The 24861-nt window shown below is 71.7% G+C and carries 20 protein-coding genes and 2 pseudogenes; 13 read left to right on the forward strand and 9 right to left on the reverse strand.

Translation table 11 applies throughout. The features are described 5' to 3' along the window. Positions 1-104: 104 nt before the first annotated feature. The 3 genes and pseudogenes from ABD329_RS07690 to ABD329_RS07700 form a co-directional block, all read right to left on the reverse strand. The gene (locus ABD329_RS07690; protein ID WP_198281122.1) at positions 105-1466 is read right to left on the reverse strand and encodes a pyridoxal phosphate-dependent decarboxylase family protein; all 1362 of its coding nucleotides are present in this window, start codon (positions 1464-1466) and stop codon (positions 105-107) included. A 71-nt stretch (positions 1467-1537) separates the two neighbouring features. Next, positions 1538-1636: pseudogene (locus ABD329_RS07695) on the reverse strand (fumarylacetoacetate hydrolase family protein); the annotation flags it as partial. A gap of 74 nt (positions 1637-1710) precedes the next feature. Then, a complete protein-coding gene (locus tag ABD329_RS07700) occupies positions 1711-2286 on the reverse strand; it encodes a MarR family winged helix-turn-helix transcriptional regulator (protein ID WP_198280267.1) in 576 nt (191 codons plus the stop codon). 150 nt (positions 2287-2436) lie between these two features. Between ABD329_RS07700 and ABD329_RS07705 the strand changes: the two are divergent. Beyond that, positions 2437-2865: pseudogene (locus ABD329_RS07705) on the forward strand (glutamine synthetase family protein); the annotation flags it as partial. Positions 2866-2894: 29 nt separating this feature from the next. On the opposite strand, the gene ABD329_RS07710 reads toward ABD329_RS07705, so the two are convergent. Together ABD329_RS07710 and ABD329_RS07715 are read right to left on the reverse strand one after the other, a co-directional pair. Next, positions 2895-3626 carry a dienelactone hydrolase family protein gene (locus ABD329_RS07710; RefSeq protein WP_198280266.1) on the reverse strand — a complete coding sequence of 244 codons (732 nt, stop codon included), beginning with the start codon at positions 3624-3626 and terminating at the stop codon, positions 2895-2897. Positions 3627-3811: 185 nt separating this feature from the next. Next, positions 3812-4753 (reverse strand): LysR family transcriptional regulator, encoded by a 942-nt coding sequence (locus tag ABD329_RS07715; protein ID WP_198280265.1) that lies wholly within the window; start codon positions 4751-4753, stop codon positions 3812-3814. 98 nt (positions 4754-4851) lie between these two features. On the opposite strand from ABD329_RS07715, the gene ABD329_RS07720 reads away from it, so the two are divergent. From ABD329_RS07720 to ABD329_RS07740, 5 genes are all read left to right on the forward strand, one after another. Continuing rightward, a complete protein-coding gene (locus tag ABD329_RS07720) occupies positions 4852-6165 on the forward strand; it encodes an aspartate aminotransferase family protein (protein WP_198280264.1) in 1314 nt (437 codons plus the stop codon). Positions 6166-6256: 91 nt separating this feature from the next. Further along, positions 6257-7183 (forward strand): ABC transporter ATP-binding protein, encoded by a 927-nt coding sequence (locus ABD329_RS07725; protein ID WP_198280269.1) that lies wholly within the window; start codon positions 6257-6259, stop codon positions 7181-7183. Continuing rightward, positions 7180-7995, forward strand: a complete 816-nt coding sequence (locus ABD329_RS07730; protein ID WP_198280263.1) for an ABC transporter permease — start codon at positions 7180-7182, stop codon at positions 7993-7995. Before ABD329_RS07725 ends, ABD329_RS07730 begins: the two co-directional genes overlap by 4 nt. 25 nt (positions 7996-8020) lie before the next feature. After that, positions 8021-9262, forward strand: a complete 1242-nt coding sequence (locus ABD329_RS07735; RefSeq protein ID WP_246618911.1) for a sensor histidine kinase — start codon at positions 8021-8023, stop codon at positions 9260-9262. Next, positions 9259-9864 (forward strand): response regulator transcription factor, encoded by a 606-nt coding sequence (locus ABD329_RS07740; RefSeq protein ID WP_198280262.1) that lies wholly within the window; start codon positions 9259-9261, stop codon positions 9862-9864. Before ABD329_RS07735 ends, ABD329_RS07740 begins: the two co-directional genes overlap by 4 nt. Positions 9865-9982: 118 nt before the next feature. Here the strand turns inward: ABD329_RS07740 and ABD329_RS07745 are convergent, their stop codons facing one another. Continuing rightward, positions 9983-10999 carry an alpha/beta fold hydrolase gene (locus ABD329_RS07745; protein WP_198275512.1) on the reverse strand — a complete coding sequence of 339 codons (1017 nt, stop codon included), beginning with the start codon at positions 10997-10999 and terminating at the stop codon, positions 9983-9985. A 211-nt stretch (positions 11000-11210) separates the two neighbouring features. Here ABD329_RS07745 and ABD329_RS07750 point away from each other — a divergent pair, with 211 nt between their 5' ends. The 3 genes from ABD329_RS07750 to ppk2 are packed head-to-tail and all read left to right on the forward strand — an operon-like array spanning position 11211 to position 13598. After that, positions 11211-12365 (forward strand): inorganic phosphate transporter, encoded by a 1155-nt coding sequence (locus ABD329_RS07750; RefSeq protein ID WP_198275511.1) that lies wholly within the window; start codon positions 11211-11213, stop codon positions 12363-12365. A 27-nt stretch (positions 12366-12392) separates the two neighbouring features. Continuing rightward, the gene (locus ABD329_RS07755; RefSeq protein WP_069862019.1) at positions 12393-12626 is read left to right on the forward strand and encodes a hypothetical protein; all 234 of its coding nucleotides are present in this window, start codon (positions 12393-12395) and stop codon (positions 12624-12626) included. Positions 12627-12665: 39 nt separating this feature from the next. Then, positions 12666-13598, forward strand: a complete 933-nt coding sequence (ppk2, locus tag ABD329_RS07760) for a polyphosphate kinase 2 (RefSeq protein WP_198275510.1) — start codon at positions 12666-12668, stop codon at positions 13596-13598. Positions 13599-13894: 296 nt separating this feature from the next. Here ppk2 and ABD329_RS07765 read toward each other — a convergent pair whose 3' ends face one another. Continuing rightward, positions 13895-15223: a family 43 glycosylhydrolase gene (locus ABD329_RS07765; RefSeq protein ID WP_198275509.1), complete on the reverse strand. Its 1329-nt coding sequence runs from the start codon at positions 15221-15223 to the stop codon at positions 13895-13897. Between the two features lie 129 nt (positions 15224-15352). Here ABD329_RS07765 and ABD329_RS07770 point away from each other — a divergent pair, with 129 nt between their 5' ends. Further along, complete coding sequence (locus ABD329_RS07770) at positions 15353-17332, forward strand: aconitate hydratase (RefSeq protein ID WP_198275508.1); 1980 nt, start codon at positions 15353-15355, stop codon at positions 17330-17332. Between the two features lie 10 nt (positions 17333-17342). Beyond that, complete coding sequence (locus tag ABD329_RS07775) at positions 17343-17903, forward strand: YceI family protein (RefSeq protein ID WP_198275507.1); 561 nt, start codon at positions 17343-17345, stop codon at positions 17901-17903. 37 nt (positions 17904-17940) lie between these two features. On the opposite strand, the gene ABD329_RS07780 is transcribed toward ABD329_RS07775, so the two are convergent. Together ABD329_RS07780 and ABD329_RS07785 are read right to left on the reverse strand one after the other, a co-directional pair. Then, on the reverse strand, positions 17941-19461 hold the full coding sequence (locus ABD329_RS07780) for a sulfatase family protein (protein WP_198275506.1): 1521 nt from the start codon (positions 19459-19461) through the stop codon (positions 17941-17943). An 81-nt stretch (positions 19462-19542) separates the two neighbouring features. Continuing rightward, positions 19543-20520, reverse strand: a complete 978-nt coding sequence (locus tag ABD329_RS07785) for an MsnO8 family LLM class oxidoreductase (protein ID WP_198275505.1) — start codon at positions 20518-20520, stop codon at positions 19543-19545. A gap of 120 nt (positions 20521-20640) precedes the next feature. Between ABD329_RS07785 and ABD329_RS07790 the strand changes: the two genes are divergently transcribed. Together ABD329_RS07790 and ABD329_RS07795 are read left to right on the forward strand one after the other, a co-directional pair. Then, positions 20641-21081, forward strand: coding sequence for a PPOX class F420-dependent oxidoreductase (locus ABD329_RS07790; protein WP_198275504.1), 441 nt, complete (start codon positions 20641-20643; stop codon positions 21079-21081). 95 nt (positions 21082-21176) lie between these two features. Next, positions 21177-24857 (forward strand): CHAT domain-containing protein, encoded by a 3681-nt coding sequence (locus ABD329_RS07795; protein ID WP_309142620.1) that lies wholly within the window; start codon positions 21177-21179, stop codon positions 24855-24857. Positions 24858-24861: the final 4 nt, after the last annotated feature.

The raw sequence follows: 24861 nt of genomic DNA on the forward strand, positions 1-24861 counted from the left end.
GGCTCCGGCGAGAGTTCACGCACCCGCGCGGGGTCGGTGCGCCACGCTCCTGACGCGGATGGCCGCGGATGGCCGCGGATGGCTGAGGGGAATGGGGGCGGCCGTCACATACGCGCGAGCCGCTCCAGACGCTCGTGGAGCTGGTCGACATAGCCCTCGGACTCCGGCTTCATCAGCACACTCCGCAGGACGCGGGCCCCGTCGGCGTCCCGGACGAGCTTCGGATGCAGGGCCGTCAGCCGATCGGCGCCGACGCGGAGCGTGCTCACGAAGACGGGGTCGCCGTCCGTCATCCCCTCCTGGAGCACGCGGCTGCTGGCCGCGTCGAGCTGCGACAGGGTGGCGGCCTCGGTCACCGGGAAGTAGCTGACGATGTCCAGCTCCGGGGCCTGGTACAGCTCCAGGTGGGCCGAACCCTCGATCAGTTCGGCCCAGCGCAGCGCCGCCCGCCGGCCCGCCGCGAGCGACTGCCCCAGCCCCTCCCGCGTGGGCGGTATCAGCTGGAAGGTCAGCCACAGCGCGGCGGCCGCCGCACCCGCTCGGGAACACTCCAGGCTGATCTCGCCGAGGTGCAGCTCCTCGGAGGTGAAGTACGTGTACGGCGAGTCGTGCAGATAGAACCGGCCCACCGAGGGGTCGCGGAACAGCACCGCGCCGCAGCCGTACGGCTGGAGGCCGTGCTTGTGCGGGTCCACGACGATGGAATCCGCCTCGGCGATGGCCCGCCACGGCTCCTCGGGCAGGCCCTCCGGGCCCGGCGCCCCGGCCAGCAGGGTGAAGAAGCCGCCGTAGGCGGCGTCGACGTGGACGCGCACGCCGTAGCGCTCGCGCAGCGCCAGCGCCTCGTGGATCGGCTCGACGGCGCCGAGCCCGGTGGTGCCCGCGGTGAGCACGACGGTGCCGACGCGGCCGGTCCGCAGGACCCGCTCCAGCGCGTCGAGATCGATCCGGCCCAGGTCGTCCACCGGGACCGGATGGCCCTCCACCCCGAGGACACCGCACATCCGGCCGTGGGTGTAGTGGGCCTCGGTGCTGTAGGCGACGCCCTTGCCGGGGCGCAGTTCGCGCGCGACGAAAAGCGCCTCGAGGTTGGCGATGGTGCCGCTGGTGGTCAGGTGGCCGAGGTGGGTGTCGTAGCCGAACATCGTGGCGAGCTGCTGGACGGCCTCCCGTTCCATGTCGGCGGTGGCCGGGCCGCCGTCCAGCGCGTGGTTGTTGGGATTGATCAGCATCGCCGTGAGGTAGCCCACGACGGCCGCCGGATGCGGTGGCTTGAGCATCTGGCCCGCGTAACGGGGGTGGAAGAACGGGTAGTTGTCCTTGAGCCGCTCGGTGAACACCTCGAACGCGGCGGCGAACCGGTCATCGTCGACCGCCAGCGCCGGGTGGGCCTGGTAGGGGCCGAAGCTCTTCGCCCAGTCGGCGTTGGACGCCACGGCCGTGGCGAGCCAGGCATTCAGGTCCATGTGGTCCACTCCTTGGTCGGGCCGGAGGTTCTGTTCGGGGCCGGAGGTTCGGTTCGGGGCCGCGGGTGTGCTCAGGGCCGCTTGGGCGGGCGGATGCCGCGGAACCCCCAGTCTCCGCCGAGCGCGGTGGACAGGACTTCCTCCGACTCGGTGGGCTGTTGGCGGGGGTCCCGGAGAGCCGGGTCAAGGTCGCCCGGTGGCCGGGGCCGTGGGGGAACCGCTCCGGGGAGGCGTCGGGGCGCGGTCACTGGCGTGAGCGGCGGCCCGAACGTCGCGGGGCGAGATCCCTTCCGTCGAGCAGCTGCCGTCGGCGCTCCTCGCCGTGCTCCTCCAGCTGGGCCACGATGGCGCGCAGCCCGTTGGCGAGCCGCAGGCACTCCTCGGCGCTCAGCCGCGTGGCGACGAACGCCTCTTCGGCGTTGAACGCGGGGAAGAGGCGCTCCATGAGCTCCTCGCCCTCGGGGGTGAGCGAGAGCAGCACGCGCCGCCCGTCCTCCGGGTGGGACGCGCGGGCCACGAGGTGACGCGACTCCAGGGTGCGCGCGATCCCGGTCAGCGTCCCCTTGGAGATGCCCGCCTCTTCCGCGACCGCCCAGGTCTCGGCCTCGCCCCAGATCCACAGCACCCACAGCACCACGAAGCCGGTCCAGGTCAGATCGTGCGGGCGCAGCGCGGAGTTCTCCAAATGCTGGCGTACGGCCGCGGCGGCGCGGTGGATGTTCGCGATGGCGGCCATCTGTTCACGCTGCAACTCGAAACCGCCGAGTCGTTCCTGGACGGCCTGTTCGGTCTCGGCGATGGATCGGCGGCGCCCGGGCACGGTGGATCCTCCTCGGCTTCGGGCGGCCTGGGCCGCCGGGTGATTCCTTCGCGCTCAAATGTAGCCCCGAGCGCGCCGGATGCCGGGCGACGGCGGTGCCTGGGGCTGGGCGACGGCGGTGCCTGGGAGGTTGGGTGACGGCGCGACCCGTACAAGCGCTTCGGCCCGGACACCACGGCCCCCTGGCTGGCCAACTGGGGCCTGGACAACCGCAACGCCCTGATGCGCGTCCCGCCCGAGCGCGGTGGCGCCGCCCGCCTGGAAGCGCGCCTCGGTGACGCCACCGCCAACCCCCACCTCGCCGTCGCCGGTCTGCTCGCCGCGGCCCAGCTGGGCATCGCCGCCGCCGAGGAACCCCCGGCGCCGATGACCGGCGAGAACCGCGACAGAGGCACCGCCACCCCGCTGCCGACCGACCTCGGCCGGGCCCTCGACGCCCTGGAAGCCGACGACGAGCTCACCGACGCGCTCGGCAAGCCCTTCGTCGACGCCTTCCTCACCTTCAAGCGCGATGAGCTGGCCAGGTTCCAGCGGTACGTCACCGACTGGGAGTTCCGCGAGTACGCCCGGCTCGTCTGAGGCGGGCCCTCCCCGAGGTGGCGGAGGTCTCAGGCGAGCTGCCGGGCGAAGAACCTCAGTGTGCTGTCCAGCTCGAAGGACGGGATCTCCGCGTGTGCGCCGGGGTTGGCGTGCAGGGTCTTCTCGGCCGAGGCCAAGGTGTCGAACAGCGCCAGGCTTTGGTCACGCGGCACCCGCTCATCGTCCCACTGCACCAGGAACTCCACCGGGACGGTGATCCGCGCGGCGGCCTCAGCCGAGGCCAACGCCCCGCCCAGGCCCAGCACGGCCGCGCGGACCCGGGGCTCGGCGGCCACGAACGGAACGCCGAGCCCGCAGCCCAGCGAGACCCCCCAGTAGCCCACCGGACCGGCGCCGACGTGATCGAGTCGCCGTACCGCGTCCAGGACCGCCTGCCATTCCGGGACCGTCTGCCGGGCCACCAGCGCCTGGAACTCGGCGATCAGCGGTGCCAGTTCCGCTCCGGCCGCCACACGTGCCTGGTTCTCGGTGGCGATCCGGTCGTACTCCTCGTGCGGTGGCCGGTCGCCGTGCCCGGGCACATCGACCGCCACCGCCGCGAAACCGCACTCGGCCACGAAGCGGTGTGCACGGGCCAGGATGTCCGGGGCCTTCTTGTGCTGACCGCCGCCATGTCCCAGCAGGATCAGGGGCCGGGCACCGGCGGCGCCTTCCGGCGTCCACAGCACGCCGGGAACCTCACCGAGGGTGAAGAGCTGTTCGCGGACACCATCGAATGACGTTTCAGAGGTGAAGCGCATTGCGTCGTAAGCCTTTCAGGATGCCTACGCGGGCACTCCCCAGGCCATGCGGGAGAAGAGAGCCCGACCTGTCACAGCGTTGATCGGTCTCACCTCCTCGGTTCGCGGTGGCGCACGGCGGCACCGAACGTATCACGAGGGGCTGGAGCGGCATGGGCCCGAACCAGCTTTCGGCGAGCGGCCCTTCAGCGGTCCCGGGCGGAGTGCTGGTTCCGCTGGTTCGGGGCCGACAGGGCCGGGATCTCGGGGTGGTCGCGCAGGGCCGCCACGACCGCGTTCACCGCGGCGCGCTGCGTCGTGCCGCGCCGCACCGCGATGGTGATGTTGCGGTGCACCGGTGTGCTGAGCTCGCGGGTGGCGACGGCGTGTTCCGGGGTGATGGCGAGGGCGGGCAGCAGGGTGATCGACCGGCCCGACTCGACATGTCGCAGCAGCATCAGATAGTTGCTGAACCGGCAGGCCACCCGGGGCTCGAACCCCGACTCCCGGCACAGCCGTACGGTCAGATCCGCCATGTACGACTGCGGTCGGTCGCAGGCCCAGGTCTCCTCCGCGCACGCCGCGAGGTTCACCGTCGTACGGCTGGTGAGCGGGTGGTCGCGCGGCAGCACCAGCACGATCGGGTCGGTTCCCAGCGGGATGATCTCGAGGTCCGCGCCCCATGAGAGGCCGACGTAGTCGGTGGTGGTGACGATGACGTCCGCCTCGCCCGAGCGGAGGGCCGGTCCGCCCTCGTGCGGCTCCAGCTCGAGCAGTTCCAGGTGCAGCCGTGGGTGGGTGGTGGCCAGGCGGGTCGCCGCCGGGACCGCGAAGGTGTAGATCGCGCTCTGGAACGCCCCGAGCCGTACGGTGCCGATGGGCTCGTCGTTCAGGGCGTGCAGCTCGGCCTCGGCCTCCGCCATCTGGTCCAGGATCTCCCGGCCCCGGCGGGCCAGCAGCAGTCCGGCCGGGGTCAGCCGCACCTTCCGCCCGGTCCGCTCGATCAGCCGGCACCGGGTCTCGGTCTCCAGGACCGCCAGTTGCTGGGACACCGTCGACGCGCTCAGATGCAGCGTCTCGGCGACCGCGCGCACGGTGCCCAGGGTTTCCAGCAGGCTGAGCAGCCGCAGCCGACCCGAGTTGAGCATGGGCGTGATTCTACGGGCACGCTGTCCGGTTCTGGCGAACAGAACGGTCGGATCTGTGCGATGGACGCGCGCAGTGGCGCATCCCTAACGTCGTTCGTATGGATCCCGAGACAGCCGGTGGCGCCGTGGAGCGCCACCTCATCCGCTATTCCGGCCGAGCCGCGTTCACCCCCGAGGTGATCACCCGCGCCGCGGGCACCTCGGTGTTCACCGAGAGCGGCCGCGAGCTGCTCGACTTCACCTCCGGCCAGATGAGTGCGATCCTCGGCCACTCCCATCCGGAGATCGTCGCCACGGTGCGCGAGCAGGTCGCCCACCTCGATCATCTGCACAGCGGAATGCTCAGCCGCCCGGTCATCGACCTCACCCGGCGGCTGGCCGAGACCCTGCCCGACCCCCTCGAGAAGGCACTGCTCCTGACCACGGGGGCGGAGGCGAACGAGGCCGCGGTGCGGATGGCGAAACTCGTCACCGGCCGCCATGAGATCGTCTCGTTCGCCCGGTCCTGGCACGGCATGACCCAGGCCGCCGCGAACGCCACCTACAGCGCCGGGCGCAAGGGCTACGGACCCGCCGCGCCGGGCAACTTCGCGCTGCCCGTACCGGACCGCTTCCACCCCGACATCGTCGACGCCGAGGGTGTACTCGACTGGCGCCGCCAGCTCGACCTGGGCTTCGACCTCATCGACGCCCAGTCGGTCGGCAGCCTCGCCGCCTGTCTGGTCGAGCCGATCCTCAGCTCCGGCGGCGTCATCGAGCTCCCGCCGGGCTATCTCGCCGCCCTGGCCCGGAAGTGCCGGGAGCGGGACATGCTGCTGATCCTCGACGAGGCCCAGACCGGGCTGTGCCGCACCGGCGACTGGTACGCCTTCGAGTACGAGGGCGTCGTCCCGGACATCCTCACGCTGTCCAAGACGCTCGGCGCGGGGCTGCCGCTGGCCGCCGTGCTGACCAGCCCGGAGATCGAGCAGCGGGCGTACGACCGGGGGTTCCTGTTCTTCACCACCCATGCCAGCGACCCGCTGCCGGCCGCCGTCGGCAACACCGTCCTCGACGTTCTGGTCCGCGACCACCTCGACAAGCGTGCGCGCGAACTCGGCACGGCACTGCGCGGGCAGCTCGATGAGCTCGCCACCCGCCACGAGGTCGTCGGGGACGTCCGCGGCCGCGGGCTGCTGCTGGGGATGGAGCTGGTCGGTGACCAGGTGCTGGGCGCCGGTGGCGCCGACCGGATCGGCGCGGCCGTCACCCGGCGCTGCTTCGAGCTCGGCCTGCACATGAACATCGTCCAGCTGCCCGGCATGGGCGGCACCTTCCGGATCGCGCCCCCGCTGACCGCGAGCGACGACGAGATCGCCCGCGGCGTCGCCATCCTCGACCAGGCGCTCACCGACGCCGTCCGCGGCAGCTGACGCCACGTCATGAGTCCGCATGACATCTGTCATGCGGACTCATGACACACCGCACTGCTCCCGGACCCGCCGTGCCGGAAACCTGGAAGGCATGGACACCGTCATCGAGACCGCCGACCTGCGGCGGCACTACAAGGGCTTCGAGGCCGTGCGCGGCGTCGACCTCACGGTCGCCCGTGGTGAGCTCTTCGCGCTCCTGGGGACCAACGGGGCCGGTAAGACCTCCACCCTCGAGGTCCTGGAGGGGCAGGCCACCCCCACCTCCGGGACCGTCCGGGTGCTCGGTAGCGACCCGTACCGCGACCGCGCCGCCGTACGCCCCAGGATCGGGGTGATGCTCCAGGAGGGCGGTTTCCCGACCGAGCTTACGGTCACGGAGACCGCGCGCATGTGGGCGGGGTGCACCAGCGGCGCCCGCCCCGTGGCCGAGGCCCTGGAGCTGACCCGGCTGACGCAGCGGCGGGCGGTGCGGGTCAAGCAGCTCTCCGGTGGTGAGCGCCGCCGCCTCGATCTCGCCCTGGCCCTGCTGGGGCGGCCTGAGGTGCTGTTCCTGGACGAGCCGACGACCGGCCTGGACGCGCAGTCCCGCCACGAGACCTGGGAGCTGATCCGGGAGCTCAAGGAGCAGGGCACGACCGTGCTGCTCACCACCCACTACCTGGAGGAGGCGGAGCAGCTGGCCGACCGTCTGGCGATCATGCACGCCGGGCGGATCGCCACCTCGGGGCGGGTCGCCGACGTGGTGGCCGAGCGGCCCTCGCGGATGAGCTTCGAGCTGCCCCTGGACTACTTCATCGGCGATCTGCCACCGCTGGCACCGCTGGGGGTGACCAGGCAGGAGAACGCCGGGCGGACGGTCAGGCTGGAGACCGCCGATCTCCAGCGCACGGCGACGGCGCTGCTGCTGTGGGCCCGGGACAAGGACGTGGCGCTGCGCGGGTTCGACGCCCGGTCGGCCACGCTGGAGGAGGCGTTCATGGAGATCGCGAAGGGCCTGGAGAGCGAGGGGGCACGATGACCACGTCAACAGCCCGTACGGGACGCACGCACACGGCCACGCCCACCCGGGTCACCGCCATGGACCGCCTGGCCGCCCTCGGCCGCGCCGAGCTGACGCTGCTGGTGCGCAGCAAGGCGTCCCTGGTCACCGCGGTGATCCTGCCGAGCATCATGGCCTTCGCGATGCGCGGCGTGGTCAAGCAGCTGGACCTGGGCGGCACCGGCCTGTCGGTGGCCACCGTCATGCTGCCCGCCGCGCTGGCGATGGCGCTGTTCTTCTCCGTCTACACGAACCTGGTCGGCGTGTACGTGCTGCGCCGCGAGACCCTCGTACTGAAGCGGCTGCGCACGGGCGAGGTGCGCGACTGGGAGATCCTCGTCGGCAACGCCCTCCCGGCGTTCGCCCTGGCGGTCGTGCAGTCCGTGCTGCTGGCGATGGGGATGACGGTGTTCCTGGACGCGGACGCGCCGGCCGCCCCGCAGCTGGCGGTGTTCGGCCTGCTCGTCGGGGTGGCGATGCTGGTCGCCGCGGGAGCGCTGACGGCGGCGTTCACCCGGACCGCGGAGAGCGCACAGCTGACGTTCCTGCCCTTCCTGCTGGTGACCATGGCCGCCTCGGGGGTCTACGCACCGCGTGAGGTGATGCCGGACACGATGGCCGACATCGCCGCCTGGCTGCCGTTCTCGCCGGTGATGGACCTGCTGAGGGGTGGCTGGACGGGCGGCCTGGGCGGTGCGGACCAGCTCCGGGCGGCGCTCCTCGCGCTGGCCTGGACGGGCCTGGCGGCGCTCGGTGCGCGCCGGTGGTTCCGCTGGGGACCGAGGGGTTGAGGACGGCGGAGCCCGAGGTGATGGGATGAGGAGCATGAGCGGGACGATGAGCATGAGCGTGGAGCACTGGGTGGAGCGGTTCGGGGGTCCGGACGGACCCGAGCGCTACCGCCGCTACACCCTCGGCACCGTCGTCTTCCTCGCCCTCACCGAGGCGGCGCTGTGGGCGTTCTGGATCGCCACGTCGGAGGCCGGGACGCTCGAGCTGGCCCTGGTGGCGGCGGTGGGCACGGTGCACGTCGCCGTCCAGGGGCTGCTCTCCCGCGCCGCCCTCCTCCACTACCTCGGCGCCGGACCGCGCCCGGTCTGGATGGTCGGGCTGTACGCCGCCGTCACCGTGGCCATGGCCGCCCTCGGGTGTGCGCTGCTGGCCGCGGGACGCATCCACGAAGGGAAGCTGGCGTCGTATCTGGTCTGGCTGCTGATGTACTACGCCGGCCCGCCGATGCTGGCGCTGCCGCGCCGCGCCGGGGCGGCGCTGGTCGCGGCGGTGCCGGTGGTGGCGCTCGGCGCGGCGGCGGCCAGCGGGCTGTCGGGCGAGACGCTGGCCCTCGCGATCGGCGCCAGCCTGCTGTTGGTTCCGTTCATGGCCACCGCGCTACGGGTCTCCGGGTGGAGCGTGCGGCTGATCGAGGAGCTGGCCAGGGCGCGGGCCACGCAGGCGCGGCTGGCCGTGGCGGAGGAGCGGCTGCGCTTCGGCCGCGATCTGCACGATGTGCTGGGCCGTAACCTCGCGGTGGTGGCGCTGAAGAGCGAATTCGCCGTGGAGCTGGCCCGGCGCGGCCGGGAGGAGGCGGTGGCCCAGATGGAGGAGGTGCAGCGGATCGCGCAGGAGTCACAGCGGGAGATCCGCGCGGTGGTACGCGGCTACCGCACCGCGGATCTGCACGCCGAACTGGCCGGGGCCCGGTCCGTACTCGAAGCGGCCGGGATCGACTGCCGGATCGAGAACGGCCCGGCGGCGCGGCTGCCCGAGCGGACGCAGACGGCGCTCGGCTGGGTGGTCCGCGAGGGAACGACGAATGTGCTCCGCCACGCGCAGGGCGCGTCCCGCTGCGAGGTCTCGGTGCGCGCGACGGTCGCGGGCTCGGTGGCACTGCTGATGGAGAACGACGGGGCGGACGCGGATCCCGGACCGGGCACCGGCAGCGGTCTGCCGGGGCTGCGCGAGCGCCTGGCCGAAGTGGACGGCACGCTGGCCACCGAACGGCGGCCGGACGGGATCTTCCGCCTGACCGCGAGGATTCCGTGGGAGGCGGGGGAATGATCAGGGTTCTGCTGGCGGACGACGAACACCTCATCCGGGGCGCGCTCGCCTCCCTCCTCGCGCTGGAGGACGACATCACCGTCGTGGCGGAGGCCGGATCGGGCGACGAGGCGCTGGCCATGGCCCGGGCACACCGCCCCGACGTGGCCGTCCTGGACATGCGGATGCCCGGGCGGGACGGGGTGTCGGTGGCGGCGCGGCTGCGCGACGAGCTGCCGGAGTGCGCCTCGATGATCGTCACCAGCCACGCCGGGGCCGGAGCGCTGAAGCAGGCACTGGCGGCGGGGGTGCGCGGCTTCGTGCCCAAGACGGTGTCCGCGCGGCGACTGGCCGAGATCATCCGCACGGTGCACACGGACGGCCGCTACGTGGACCACGAACTGGCGGCGGACGCGATCGCCGCGGGCGAGTCGCCCCTCACCCCCCGCGAGGCGGAAATGCTGTCCCTGGCCGCGGACGGGGCACCGGTGGCGGAGATCGCGTCCCGCGCCGCGCTGTCGCCCGGGACGGTGCGCAACTACCTGTCCGCCGCCGCGGCCAAGCTCGGCGCGGAGAACCGCCATGTGGCGGCGCGGATCGCCCGCGAGCGCGGATGGCTCTAGGCGGAGGGTGGCTGTGGGCGGGGTGGCCGTAGACGGAGGGTGGCTGTGGGCGGGGTGGCCGTAGACGGAGGGTGGCCGTAGGCGGGGGTGGCCGTAGGCGGGAGTGCGCCCATAGCCGTCAGCGCGGGCGGCGGCGTCGGCGGCGCCCGACGACGAGGGCGCCACCGCCCACGAGCAGTGCCGCCGCGCCCGCGGTCACCCACGCGGCGGCCGTGTCGGCGGGCCGGGACTCCGCCCGGGCGCGGGAGCCGGCTGGGTTGGCCGCGGGCGACGGCCGGGCCGGACCGGTGGCCGTGGCGGCCTTGACGATGAGGTCGGTGACCGCTTGGGGGTGGGCGATCATGGCCACGTGGGAGGAGTTGATCTCCACGGTGTGCGAGTGGGCGCGCTTGGCCTCGAACCGCTCCTGCCGTGGGTTGATGGTCTTGTCCTGCCGGGCGACGAGGAACCATGACGGGATCTGCCGCCACGCCGCCACCTTGGCCTTCTCCGAGAACGTGGCCGTGGCGGCGGGCCGTTGGGTCGCCGCCAGCAGCCTCGCCGTACCGGCGGGCAGGTCGGCGGCGAAGACCCGGTGGAGCTTGTCCCGCTCGAGGTACAGATCCGTGCCCCGCACCCCGCCACCGGCCCGGTAGGGCACCGCCTTGGTGGCGGTGGCGAGCTCGCTGGGGTACCGGGCGGCCAGCGTCTGCCCGCTCTCGCCCTTGTCGGGCATCAGCGCGGACACGTACACCAGCGACTTCACCCGGGAGTTCCCCGCCGCGGCCGTGCTGATGACCGCGCCGCCGTAGGAGTGGCCCACCAGCACGATCGGGCCCTTGACGTGGTCCAGGACGGAGGCGATGTAGGCGGAGTCGGTGGCGAGGCCGCGCAGCGGGTTGGCGGGGGCGATGACGGGGTAACCGCGGCGCTCCAGCCGTTCGATGACACCGTTCCAGCTGGAGCCGTCCGCGAACGCGCCGTGGATCAGGACCACCGTGGGTTTACGGCCCGCGGCGTCGTCCTCCGCGGTGGCCGGGGCCGCCACCGCCGCGCACACCGCCACGGCGCACCCGGCCACCGCGACACGTGCGCGGATCCGTCCGCGTGCCCGGATCCGTCCGCGTCCTGAGCCGAGAGCCGGAGACGCCGCCATGGTGTCCTCGTTTCCCTTGAGGGTTGTGGCTCCTCAACGTTGGCCGGACTCCCGGCGCGTGGCCGCGCGGCCGGGTCCGACCGGGTGAACCAGGTGATCCACCAGGGTCGTGCCGCGCTGACAACGATTCCCACGACCTGCCCGCGTCGTCCTTGTACTGCCTTTGCCTCGCGTTCGCCGGGCATTGGCCTGAGCTTGTTTGCATGCCGGAATGGACCACATCACCTTCTTGGTGGCGGTCGTCATCGTCACGGCCCTCGCCTTCGACTTCACCAACGGATTCCACGACACGGCCAACGCGATGGCGACCTCCATCGCCACCGGCGCGCTCACCCCCAGAACCGCGGTTCTGGTGAGCGGGATCCTCAACATCGTCGGTGCCTTCCTGTCCACCGAGGTCGCCAAGACCATCTCCGGTGGCATCGTCGACGACTCCCTGGTCACTCCAGGCATGATCTTCGCGGGGCTGGTCGGGGCGATCCTCTGGAATCTGCTGACCTGGCTGGTCGGGCTGCCGTCGAGTTCGTCGCACGCCCTGTTCGGCGGGCTGATCGGCGCCGTGTGGGTCGGTGCGGGCTCTCATGGCGTGCACTTTGACAAGGTTGTCGAGAAGGTGCTGATACCGGCGGTGGCCTCGCCGGTCGTGGCCGGTATCGCCGCGCTGCTGGCCACCTACCTCGCGTACCGGCTCACCGACCGGGCCCGTAAGAAGTCCGTGACCAAGGGCTTCCGGGCCGGTCAGATCGCCTCGGCCTCGCTTGTCTCGCTCGCACACGGCACCAACGACGCACAGAAGACCATGGGCGTCATCACGCTGACCCTGATCTCGACGGGCGCCCTTGGCCACGACGCCGGTCCGCCGCTGTGGGTGATCGCCTCCGCGGGCCTCGCCATCGGCCTCGGCACCTACCTGGGCGGCTGGCGGATCATCCGCACCATGGGCAAGGGCCTGACCGAGATCCAGTCCCCGCAGGGCTTCGCCGCCGAGACCGCCTCGACCACCGTCATCCTCACCTCCGCCCACCTCGGCTTCGCCCTGTCCACCACCCAGGTGGCCTCCGGCAGCATCCTCGGCGCGGGTCTCGGCCGGCGGCTGGCGGAGGTGCGCTGGGGCGTCGCGGGGCGCATGGTCATCGCCTGGATGGTCACCCTGCCCGCCGCCGCGCTGGTCGGCGGTGTCTCCGCGAGCGTGGTCACGAACGGCGGAAACATCGGTGCGGCGGTCGTCGCGCTGATCGGCGCGGCCCTCGCTGGGGGCATCGTGCTCCTCTCCCGCCGTAACCCCGTGGACGCGAAGAACGTCAACGACGCCCACGAGGTCACCATCCGCAACGAGCCGCCGGCCAAGGTCGGCACGGCCGCATAAGTCCTCGATTTCCGGAGAGTTGAAACGATGCATCTCGACTGGACCGCACTCGGCCAGGTCACCGCGGTGAGCATCGGCGTCACCATTGCCGTGGTCACCGTCTTCGCCCTCGGCGTCCTGGGCCTCGCCCGCGTGGAGGCGGCCCGTGAGGAGAACGGCACCGGCTCGACCCTGGGCCTCACCCAGGCCGGACTGTGCTTCGTGGCGTGCGCGGCGGTGGTGGCCTACGGAATCTACCTGATCGTGCCGCAGTTCCACTGAGAACGGGCAGTTCCACTGAGAACGGAAAGGAAGGACTGGATGACAACGCCGCCCTTGCTGTCCGAGCTGGCCGACCTGACGGTCGACTACAGCGACCACGACGACCCCGTGCTCATCCGGCCGGACGGAAGCCCGGTCGACACCTGGCGGGAGAACTATCCCTACGCGCACCGCATGGAGCGCAAGGAGTACGAGTGGCACAAGCGGCTCCAGCAGATAGAGCTGCTGAAGCTACAGAGCTGGATCAAGGAGACCGGACGCCGGCTCGTCATCGTCTTCGAGGGTCGGGACGCGGCCGGCAAGGGCGGCACCATCAAGCGCTTCACCGAGCACCTCAACCCGCGTGGCGCGCGGGTCGTGGCGCTGGAGAAGCCGACCGAGCGCGAACGCGGCCAGTGGTACTTCCAGCGGTATGTGGAGCATCTGCCGACCGCGGGGGAGATCGTGCTGTTCGACCGGTCCTGGTACAACCGGGCCGGTGTCGAGCGGGTCATGGGCTTCTGCTCCCAGGACGAGTACCGGCGCTTCACGCGCCAGGCGCCGCTCTTCGAGCGGATGCTCGTGGACGACGGCGTGGACCTGGTGAAGTTCTGGTTCTCGGTGTCCCAGAGCGAACAGCGCACCCGCTTCACGATCCGCCAGGTGGACCCCGTACGGCAGTGGAAGCTCAGCCCGATGGACCTCGCCTCGCTGGCTCGCTGGGACGACTACACCGCCGCGAAGGTCGCGATGTTCCGTGAGACCGACACGGAGTACGCGCCCTGGACGGTGGTCAAGAGCAACGACAAGAAGCGGGCGCGGGTGGAGGCCATGCGCAGTGTGCTCGCCCGTTTCGACTACTCCGACAAGGACGAGGAGGTCGTCGGCACCCCCGACCCGCGCATCGTGGGCGCGGCGGCGGGCCTGCTGGAGGAGGGCGAGGACGACACGAACGACGCCACGGGCGAGAGCAACGACGCCGACGGGCGCTGACGAGCACACCGAAGCCGGGCGGCGGGACCGCCCCGGGTTGTCCGCCGGGTCCGGGGCGCGGGCACCTTCGTCAACCGCCCGCTGGACTATGTGCTCTCCCAGAGCCGGGTCCCCTCGATGCACCAGATTATCCGCGAGGCGGGCGGGGGACATGCTGCCGGAGCTGGACGCGGCCGTGCACGACGTGGAGTCGCTGGACTCCATCCTGCGGCAGATGTGCGGGGTGACCCCGGTGCGCTCCTGGTGCCGGGTGAGCAGCGTGACCGTCGCCCCGCCCCGCAGGGCGACGGGCCCGTTCACCGGTGGCGGCGTTGGACGTACAGCCGACGGCCCTCCGGACCGGTCCACTCCAGCCGTACGACACCGGGCACGGCGGCGTCGGCGATGCGCGACGGATCGGACCAGTAGCCGAAGTTCGGGTTGCGGAAGAACGTGGCCCACAGGCGGCCGCCGTGGTCTTCGAAGACGTTGTTGTGGCCCGCGCCGACACCCGCGGTCCACCGCTTGGAGTACGGCCCCTCGAAGCGGTCCGAGACGGCGATGACGGCGTCGTAGTGGTACTGGGCACGGCCCGGACCGGGTGGGTCGTAGGCGTAGCGGGTGGTGCCGTCGGGATTGGCCGACGTCCGGTTCCACGCGGCCTGGAGGAGGTAGTACGCGCCCCCGTGCTTGAACACATACGCGCCCTCGAGATACGGCTCGGGGGAGTAGGGCCGCTGGCGGAACGCCGGGAGGTTGCTGGTCGGGACGATGTCCTCCATGTCGTCCCGGAACCTCGCGTACAGGTTGTTGTGCAGCACGAGCCACGCGTCGTCGCCCTCGGAGAAGAGGCTGCCGTCGATGTGGTGGTACGCGCCGGGCTCGATGAAGTCCGGCCCCCCGATGAACGGGTCGCCGAAGGGCTTGTCGTGATTGCCGTCGATGAGCCGGTACGGGCCCTCGACGCCACCCTCGCTCACCAGCAGGAACGAGCCGACCTTCCGGGAGTGGTCGCCCATGCACGCGACGATGTACCAGGTGCCGCGGAAGTAGTGCAGCTCCGGGGCCCAGACATTGCCACGCTTGCCGAACCGCTCGTCGTACCAGTACTGCTGCCACGGGGCGACGACGGTGCGTCCGGGCCGGTTCTCGCCGGCGAACTCGGGTGACCACACCTTGCCGCGCTCGGCGCGGGGCCGGATGCCGGTCGTGTCGACCAGCCGCCAGGGGCCCCGCAGGGACGGCGCCACCCACACGAAGATCCCGTCGTTCCACGGGCCGGCGGAGGTGAGCCCGGGGACGCGGGTGGTGCCCGTGGCCACGTAGACCGGACGGCCGTCCACGATGAAGCAGTTGACGTAGGTGTCCCGCATCCAGACCACGCCGCGCTCCCGGTCGCGGGGGCGTGGTTCGAGCGGGAGGATGAAGGAGTTGTCCTTGCGCGGCCACAGGTCGGGGCGGGTGTCCGCGAGGCCGTAGGGGTCGAGTTCGGGCCAGTTCGACGGGTAGCGCCGCAGCGCGGCGGCCTCCGGGGGCGATGCCTGGGCGGCGCCGGGCAGTCCGGCCGCCACGCCAAGGGAACCCGCGACTCCGGCCAACAATGTGCGTCTGTGGATGGGCAACCTGTTCTCGGAGCTGGTTGGCATGGGCACAGCATGCGGACGCCCGCCGATTTTCGTCAAGAGCCAGGAAAAAAGATGACGCGGCGTGGACCGGGTACCCGACGCGGGGCGCCCGGAGGGTCCGGACGCTCTGCCCGGAAAGGCGGTGGCCCAATGAACCCGCCCCGTGCCCGTGCGCACGGCACCGTGACCCAGCGGCTCATCGATGATCATCTGTTGTCCGGCCGGATGGCGCCGGGGGAGGAGATCGCGCTGCGGGTGGACCAGACGCTGACGCAGGACGCCACCGGCACGCTGGTGATGCAGGAGCTGGAAGCGCTGGATCTGGACCGGGTCCGCACCGAGGCCAGCGTCCAGTACGTCGACCACAACATCCTCCAGGCCGACGAGCGCAATGCCGAGGACCACCTCTTCCTGCGCTCGGCCGCCCGCCGCTTCGGCCTGTGGTTCTCCAAACCCGGCAACGGCGTCTCGCACCCGACCCATATGCACCACTTCGGCGCCCCCGGCAAAACCCTGGCCGGTTCCGACTCGCACACCTGCGCCGCCGGTTCCCTGGGCATGCTGGCGATCGGCACCGGCGGGCTGGAAGTGGCGCTCGCCATGGCCGGACGGCCGCTCCACCTCACCATGCCGAAGGTCTGGGGCATCCGGCTGACCGGGGAGCTGCCCCCGTGGGTCAGCGCCAAGGACGTGATCCTGGAGCTGCTGCGCCGTCACGGGGTGCAGGGAGGCGTCCAGCGTGTGCTGGAGTACCACGGCCCCGGGCTGGCCTCACTCACCGCGATGGACCGTCATGTCATCGCCAACATGGGGGCGGAACTCGGCGCCACCACCACCGTCTTCCCCGCGGACGGGGCGGTGCGCGGCTTCCTCGACGGGGTGGGGCGCGGCGATGACTTCGTCGAGATCACCGCGGCGGAGGACGCGGCCTACGACCTCGACGAGGAGATCGACCTGTCGTCACTGGAGCCGCTCATCGCGCGGCCCACCTCTCCGGGCAATGTCGTGCCGGTCAGGGAGGCCGCCGGGGAGCCCATCGCCCAGGCCGTCATCGGCTCCTCCGCCAACCCCGGATTCCGCGACTTCGCCGTCCCGGCCGCCATGGTGGCGGGACGCCAGGTCCCGGCCGGGGTGAGCCTCGACATCAACCCGACATCCCGCGAAATCCTCCAGGACCTGACGCGCTGCGGTGCCACATTCGACCTGATCGCCGCCGGTGCCCGCATCCACCAGTCGGGCTGTCTGGGCTGCATCGGCATGGGGCAGGCCCCGGCCACCGGAAGCAACTCCCTGCGCACCTTCCCGCGCAACTTCCCCGGCCGCTCCGGCACCACGGACGACGCGGTGTGGCTGTGCTCACCGGAGACCGCCACGGCCTCCGCGCTGACCGGCGCCATCGCGGATCCGCGCGACTGGGCGGACCGCGTCTCGGCGGCGGCCCCGCCCACGCCGGCCGCGCCCGACCCGCCGTCGAACAACGACGCCATGCTGGAACCACCGCTGCCACCGGACGAGGCCGCGCGCGTCCGGCTGGTACGCGGCCCCAACATCTCCGCGCTGCCGGAGCTGGATCCGCTGCCGGACAGCATTCACGGCCCGGTGCTCCTCAAGGCCGGTGACGATGTCTCGACCGACGAGATCTCGCCGGCCGGGGCGGCCGCCCTGCCCTACCGCTCCAACATCCCCAAGCTGGCGGGATTCACCCTCATCCGGCTGGACCCCGACTATCCGCGGCGCGCCGAGGCGGTCCGGGAGGACACCGGGCACCTCATCGTCGCCGGTGCCAACTACGGCCAGGGCTCGTCCCGCGAACACGCCGCCATCGCCCCGCGCTACCTCGGCCTGCGAGCCGTCATCGCCAAGTCCTACGCCCGCATCCACTGGCAGAACCTGGTCAACTTCGGTGTGCTGCCGCTCGAATTCGAGGATCCCGCCGACTACGACCGCATCGACCCCGACGACCGGCTGCATATGTCCGGTCTGCGCGAGGCCCTCGCCCCGGGTGCAGAACCGACCCTCCGCGTCCGCAACGCGACCCGGGACGAGGAGTACAGCGTCCGCCACCGCCTCTCGCCCCGGCAGCGGGAAGCGGTGCTCGCGGGCGGTATCATCCCGGCTCTCGCATCCTGAGGTGAGCGCTATGACACTGAGCGACGGTACGTATCGGATGGGCCCGCCGGACGCCCGGCTGCTGATCAGAACCAGCCGTACCGGGCTCGGCCGGAGAGCGGGACACGATCTGACGCTCGAGGCCGCCCGCTGGTCCGGGGAGGTGGCGGTTGCCACCGGCGCCCCTGAGGAGTCGTCGGTGAGCGTGACGGTCGAGGCGGACTCGCTGGAGGTACGGGAGGGGACCGGCGGGCTGAAGCCACTCACCGAGGGCGACCGGGCCGACATCAAGCGGACGCTGGAGGGCAAGGGGCAACTGCACACCGCGGAGCACCCCACGATCACCTTCCGCTCCACCCGCGTCACCGGAACGCCCCAGTCCTTCGAGATCACGGGCGACCTCACCATCAAGGGCCGGACCCACCCGGTGACGGTGCGGGGGAGCGCCGATCCGGACGGAACGCTGCGCGGCTCGGCGTCCTTCACCCAGTCCACCTGGGGCATCAAGCCGTACACCGCGTTCCTGGGCGCGTTGAAGCTGGCCGACGAGGTACGGGTGGAGTTCATATGCCCCGGCGTGGCGGGCCGTTGAGGGCCCGCCACGCCGGGGGCGCAGCCAGGGGGTGCCGCTAGCCGTCGGTCCGGGACGCGTCCAGGCAGCTCTTCGCGCCCTTGCACCGCTGGAGCGCGGTGAGGGTGCGATGCAGGGCGGCCCGTTGCCCGGCCGTCAGGGACGCCTCCCGGTTGTTCAGCTGCTCCGGGTCGGAGTCCAGATCGTAGAACTCGCGCTCCCCGTCGGTGTATTCGACGTAGAGGGAGTCATCGGTCCGCATCGCCGCGTAGGTCGGCGGATCGCCCGCGTTCTCGGGCGCCGCGTCGGGATCGCCCTTCTTGGACGCCGCGCGATGGTGCTCGACCAGGACGGTCTCGCGCCACTCCTTCTCCGAGCGCCCGTGCATCAGGTCGTTGAGGCTGCGCCCGTCCACGGTCGACGGCGGGTCCAGGCCCGCGAGGTCCAGGAAGGTCGGGTTGAGGTCGACGTTCTCCGCGAGCTGCGACACCTTCTCACCGGCCGGAACATCGGGTCCGGTGACCATCAGCGGTACGTTGATATCGGTGTCGTAAGCGGTCTGCTTTCCGGTGCGGAGTCGGTGTTCGCCCATGTGGAAGCCGTTGTCCGAGCCGAACACGATATAGGTGTCGTCCGCCAGGCCCTTGTCCTCGAGTGTCTTCTCCAGCTGACCGATCATGTCGTCGACCGCCTGGACCGAGCGCACTCGCTTGGCGAAATTCCCGTCGATCCTCTTCTTTTCCTTCGACGTCAGTGGTGACAACGAGCGCTGCCACTCCGGCGCGTTAAGGGTCGCCTTGTCATAGGCATCGGTCTGCGGAGCCTTGAGCCCCGGGAACTTGCCCTTGTCGCGCGGCGCGGGTACGTAGGGGCCGTGCGGTGCGAACGTGGCCACCTCCAGCATGAACGGCTTCTTCTCTTCCGCCGAGGAGCCGACGAACGAGGTGGCCTTCTTCGACAGGACGTCCGTCAGATAGTCCTCGGGGGCCTTTCCATAGGGCACGACCTTGCCGTTCTCGTTCAGCTCGTAGTTGTACTCATTGTAGCCCTGCCCGGCGACGTCCCACTCGTCCCAGCCGGAGGGCACATAGGGCTTGTCGGTGCCGTTCTTGTCGCCCGGCTGATATCCGTTGAGGTACTTGCCCATGAACCCGGTGCGATAGCCGGCACGTTGCAGCGCGGGCCCGAAGGTCTTCTTTTCGTTGCCGTTCTTCAGAAAGGCGCGGTAGCCGCCGTCGTCTCCGCTGTTGGTGAAGACACCGGTGTTGTGCGGGTATTGACCGGCGAGGATGGACGTACGCGACGGGCAGCACAGCGAGTCGGTGGCGAAGAAGTTACTGAAGGTCGTCCCCTTCTTCTGCATCTCCTGTACGTGCGGCATGTACTTCACGAGATTCCATGCCAGGTCGTCGGTGAGGACGTACACGATGTTGGGCTTCGTGCCGGAAGCCGAGCTGTCGGTGTCAGAGGTGGCACCTTCGGCCGTGTTCCCCATTCTGTTGTTGCACGAGGCCAACATCGCGACGGCCAGGGCCGCACACAGGGCGGCGAGGACACGTGGACGGCGACTGCCGAACATGGCGCAACCTCCTATGAGTTGTGCGTCTTCGTCGTCGCCGGGAACCGTAGGAGGCGGCTTTGTGTGATTCTTGTGAGTCGGCTACGGCGTGGTGGCGTGCCGTTTGACGAGTTCGTAACTGCGCAGCCGGGCGTCCAGCGCGTGGACCGGTGTGACCAGCATCAGCTCCTCCGCGCCCGTCGCCTTCGCCACCTCCGCCAGCCGCCGCAGCACGGTCTCGGGCGTGCCGTACGCCTGATGGGCCCCGAACGCCGCGACCCCCGCCCGCTCCTCCGCGGTGAAGGGGTGCGCCGACGCCTCTTCGGGCGAGGGGAACGCCGTCTCGCTGTGGCCCTTGAGGAGCCCGGCCTTGACGACGTTCATCGGGCCCGCCAGCCACCTGGCCTCGTCCTCGGTCTCGGCGCACACGGTTTCCACGCACACCAGCACACGGGGGCTCCCGCACCACGGGGAGGGGGAGAAGTGGGCGCGGTAGTGGTCGAGCGCGGCGAGGGTGTTGTCGGGGCGGATGTGATGGGCGAAGGCCATGGGCAGGCCGAGCCGCGCGGCGAGCGCCGCACCGGCCTCGCTGGAGGCCAGCAGCCACGGCTCCGGGAGCGTGCCGAGCGCGACCTCCTCGACCAGGAACCGCAGCGTCGCCGCCACATCCTCCCGGTACTCGTCGTCCGTCGCCGTACCGGCGCCACGCCGCAGCGCCCGGGCCGTGGCCTCGTCGAAGGTGCCGGGGCCGCGGCCGATGCCCAGGTCGATCCGGTCCGGGTGCAGCGCGGCGAGGGTGCCGAACTGCTCCGCCAGCATGATGGGGGCGTGGTTGGGGGCCAGTACACCTCCGGAACCCAGGCGGATGGCGGAGGTCGACGCGGCCGCGTGGGCGGTCAGCACCACGGGCGGGAAGGCGCCGATGGCGGGGGAGTGGTGGTGCTCGGCGTACCAGAGTCGGCGGTAGCCGAGGGCGTCGAGGCGCTGGGCGAAGGCGGTGGTGTCACGAAGCGTGTCCACGGCTCGCGTACCAGCTTGGACCATGGCGACTTCCAGCGCGGAGAGCGGCACATCGATCATGCTGTGAGCATACGGAGTCCCGGTGGGGTGTGGCAGCGGTTCCCGGACCCCGGGTGTTCGGAATCCCGGTGGTCAGGGTATGCGTTGACGGTTTGGCCTACGAAAGAGGAGCGAGCCCCCATGGCTGCCACGCTGGACGACATCACCCGCACCTGGCTTCGGGAACCCCGGTTCTGGCAGGTGGCCACGTTGAACCCGGACGGCTCGCCGCAGTTGACGCCGATGTGGGCCGATCTGGAGGACGGCCTGGTGGTGATCAACACCTCGGCGGGCCGGGTCAAGGAGGAGAACCTCCGGCGTGATCCCCGCGTGTCGCTGTGCTGCATGGACACCGAGGACCCGTATCACCGGGTGGAGATCCGGGGCAGCGCCGTCCGCTTCGTCGAGGGCGATCCGGCCGTACGGGTGATGGACCGTCTCGCGCGGAAGTACCTGGGCACGGAGACGTTCCCCTGGCTGGCCCCCGGCGAGGTGCGGGTGGCGGTCTACATCGAGCCGCACCATGTCCACCGCGTGACCGGCGTCGAGAAGTTCCGGCCGGGGGTGCTGCCGGAGGCGTGAGAGCGCCCCCGCGGCCGATCGAGTGGGGGCCGTCCGCTCCGCTCCGTGGGATGCTGGCCGACAGGGGACGTATCCGGACATCGGGGGAGTGCGGAGTGGACGAGGAGAGGCGCCGCGACGACGGCGAGGACGGTGCGCGGGCGCTGCGCGTGTGGGCCGACGTCGCGGCTCACCAGGCGCAGGACGTGCTGCGTCGCGCGGCGGACGACCCGGCGCGGCCCGTCGCGCTGTCCCGGGCGATCGAGCATCTCAGCGCCATCGAGCGGCTGTTGCCCGCGGACGATCCGCTCCGCGACCGCTTCGTGCCCTTGCTGGGCGTCATGGTGTGCATGCGGTTCGTCGGCCGTGGGGCGGGCGACACGTCCGAGGACGCCCGGCTCGAACGGGAGCATGCCCTGCGCCATCTGCGCTGGGCCGACCGCACCAGACCGCTCACCGACCCGTTCGCGGTGAAGGCCCGGAGCGCGCTGCTCCAGCTGCTCGTCCCGGAGCACTGCGCACGGGCCTGGCGCGCGTGGCGCCACGGCCCACGCCGGCAGCCGCCGCTCCGGGCCTCCGGTCCGCCGACCGCCCCCGAGCGGGCGGACCTGGCGGAGGCCAGGGAGGTGCTGAAGCGCCTCACCGCCGGGCCGGAAGATCCGGACATGCGCGGGATCCTCGAATTCCTCGCGTCGGAGATCGGGGAACCGGAGACCGGGGAACCGGAGACCGGGGAACGTGCCGTGGACCCGCTGGCCGACGCCGTCCAGGGCGTGCTGCGCTGGGCCACGGACGACATACCGCGGTTCACAGGGCTCCTGGTGTGGCTGTGCAGGGTCGTGAACAACCCCGCGACCTCCCCCGAGGCGGCCGACGCGGAATTGGCGGCCCTTGGCCTGGACCGTCCGGCCTTCGCGCCGCTGCGCGAGCTGCTGACCGGGCTCGGGTCGGGCGAGGGCGACCCCCGGGTGCTGGCCCGGGACGTCCATCGCGGTGCGGACGTCGCCCGGCGGGCGCTGCGGGAGCTGTCGGCGCACACGCCTGAACGGGCCCGCATCGCCAGGCTGCACGCCGCCCTGCTGGTGTGGGCCAACCTCCTGGTGCCCGGCACGATGGACTTCGACGAGGTGGACGAGGCCCTGTCGGAGCCCGGGCCGGATCCTGACGACCGTCCCGCCGGACCGGGGTATTTCGGCCTGGAGCAGCAGCTGGCCACTCTGGTCGATGGCGTACGGGTCTCCCAGACCGGGGATCTGGCACACCTGGAGACCAGCGCCGCCCGGATTCGGGAGATGATGGACGCCTCGCCAGGGGACGGTGAGAGGGCCGCGGCCGCCCGTCGTACCCTGGCCACCGGCCTGGCCGGGCTCCTCCACGAGGCGGCGACACTCGGGGGCAGTCTGCGGGCCGCCGACGCCGCCCGGACGATGGGCAGGGAATTGCGCTCCGCTTGCGAGGGCGATGGCTCACTGACACTGACGAACAAGCTCACCTTGGTGGTGTTCGCCGCCCAGAACGAGCTGGCTCTGGCCCGCCGCAGCGGGGATCCCACCGTGCTGCCGCGCCTGGTCGAGGAGCTGACCGGCCTGTACGCCACCCTGCCGCCCGACCAGGAGAACCGCTTCGGTCTGGCCAGCACCCTGGCCGAGGTGCATCAGGAACAGGCCGCCCGCACCAAGGATCCGGAGGAACTCCGCGCCGCGGCCCGGTACCTGAGGGAGGTCGCGGAGACCGACTCCCGGGGGATCGCCCCCATGCTCAGACCGTACTTCCCTGCCCTGCGCGCCTCCTCGCTGATCCGGCTGATCACGATCGAGCCCAGTCGGGACGCCGCCGACGAGGCCATCGCGGAGGTCCACCGGATCCTCGACGGACCGCAGCCCACCCCCCGCGAGGAACTCCGGCTGCGGTATCAGCTCGGCCGGGCCCTGCTGCACGCGGCCGGTCAGCTCGATGACCCGGACCTGCTCGACGTGTGCATCACCGAACTGTCCCAGGTCCGCGAGAAGATCGCCTGGGGGCACGGCTTGCCGCACTCCGCCGACGCCCTGACCCAGCTGTCCGATGCCCACTGGCTGCGCCGTCAACGCGGCGGTCCGAACGTCGACGAGGACCGGGAGGCCGCCCTGGCCACCAGAAGCGAGGCGCTGGTCAGCTTGTCCGCCGACGTTCTCCTCCAACTCGGCTCCGAACACGGCCTGTCCGTGGCCCGCTTCGGGTCGGCACAGGCGCTGTGGCTGGCCTACTGGACTACGGTGTGCGACCGCCCGGCCAAGGCGGTGGACGCGCTGGAACTGGGCCGGGCCCTGGTGTTGCGGGCCGCCGCCGCGTCCCGCGGCATTCCCGAACTCCTCGAAGCCCGGGGACACCCGGACCTGGCCCGGCAGTGGCGCGCCGAGGTCACCGCGGACGTGCCCCAGCCCGACACCGCGGCCGGGCCGCCGGACCAGGCCGCCGGGCAACCGATCCCGGGCACCCTGCGAGCCAGGGCACTCGACGCGCTGGGCGCGGGCAGCGGCGCGGACGCCGGGAAGCTGCTCGACACCCCGGACGTGCCGGCGCTGAGGGCCGGTCTCACCGCCTCCGGCACCGACGCGCTGGTCTATCTCGTCCCCGGGCCCGCCTCCGGCATGCCCGGCTTCGCCCTGATCCTGCGCCCTGGCACCGGCGACGCGCGGCACGCCATCCTGAAACTGCCGTTGCTGACCCCCGGCAGCCCGCCACTGGAGCGCTACCTCGACGTCACCGCCCGGCGTACCGGGGCGGCCGCCGCCACGGCGGATCCGGGCCGTCAGACGGAGTGGGACGGGCAGTGGGAAGCGGCGTTGCGCGAACTGTGCGACTGGGCCTGGCCCGCCGCGATGGGTCCCGTCCTGGCCGCCGTGGGCCCGCTCCACCAGCCACCCAGGATCGTGCTGGTGCCCTGTGGGCCGCTCGGCGCGGTCGCCTGGCACGCGGCCCGCACCCCGTACGGGACCAATGGGCGCGAGTACCGGTACGCGTGTGAGGAAGCGGTGCTCAGCTACGCCCCCTCCGGCGCCGAGTTCCTGCGGGCCGCGCCCCGGGACCGGCTGCCCACCACCGCCGGGCAGGTCCTGGTCGCCGACCCCGAACTCAGCCTCGTATGGGCCGAGATCGAGGCGGAGGCGCTGCACACGGCCTGCTACCCGGACGGCCTCCGCTACGGCGAGTTCCCCACGGCCGACGTCAGCGACGCGCCGGGGACACCCGAGGACATCCTCGCCGCCCTGCCCGGTGGCGGCTCACCGGTGGCCGTTCTGCACATCTGCTGCCATGCCCTGGCCGGTCCGGACCCCACGCGCTCGGCACTCTGGCTCGCCGCCCCGCCCACCGGACCCGAGGACGCGGGACGCCTGACCGTGGCCCGCATCCTGGACGGCGCCGTCACCGAACAGCCGCGCGCCGCAGGCCCGTTGGTGGTGCTCAGCGCCTGCGAGACGGATCTGAGCACCCGCGACCACGACGAGGCCCTGACCCTGTCCACCGCCCTGGTCGCCCGTGGCGCGGCCGATGTCATCGGCTCGCGCTGGGCCGTGAACGACGCCCCGACGGCCCTGATGATGGCCGTCTTCCACGACTTCGTCACCACACACGGCCTCGCCCCGGTGGACGCCCTGCGCGCGGCCCAGCTCTGGATGCTCGACCCGCGCCGCGAGCCCCCGCCCACCCTCCGCGGCGAACTCCGCGGCGAGGCCACCCGCACCGACCTCGACCACATCCACTTCTGGGCCGCCTTCACCCACCAGGGCAACCCGGCGGCCCGGGACCCACACTGATCCG

The organism is Streptomyces javensis (genome assembly GCF_039525925.1).
In the GTDB taxonomy this organism is placed as follows: Bacteria; Actinomycetota; Actinomycetes; order Streptomycetales; family Streptomycetaceae; genus Streptomyces; species Streptomyces asiaticus.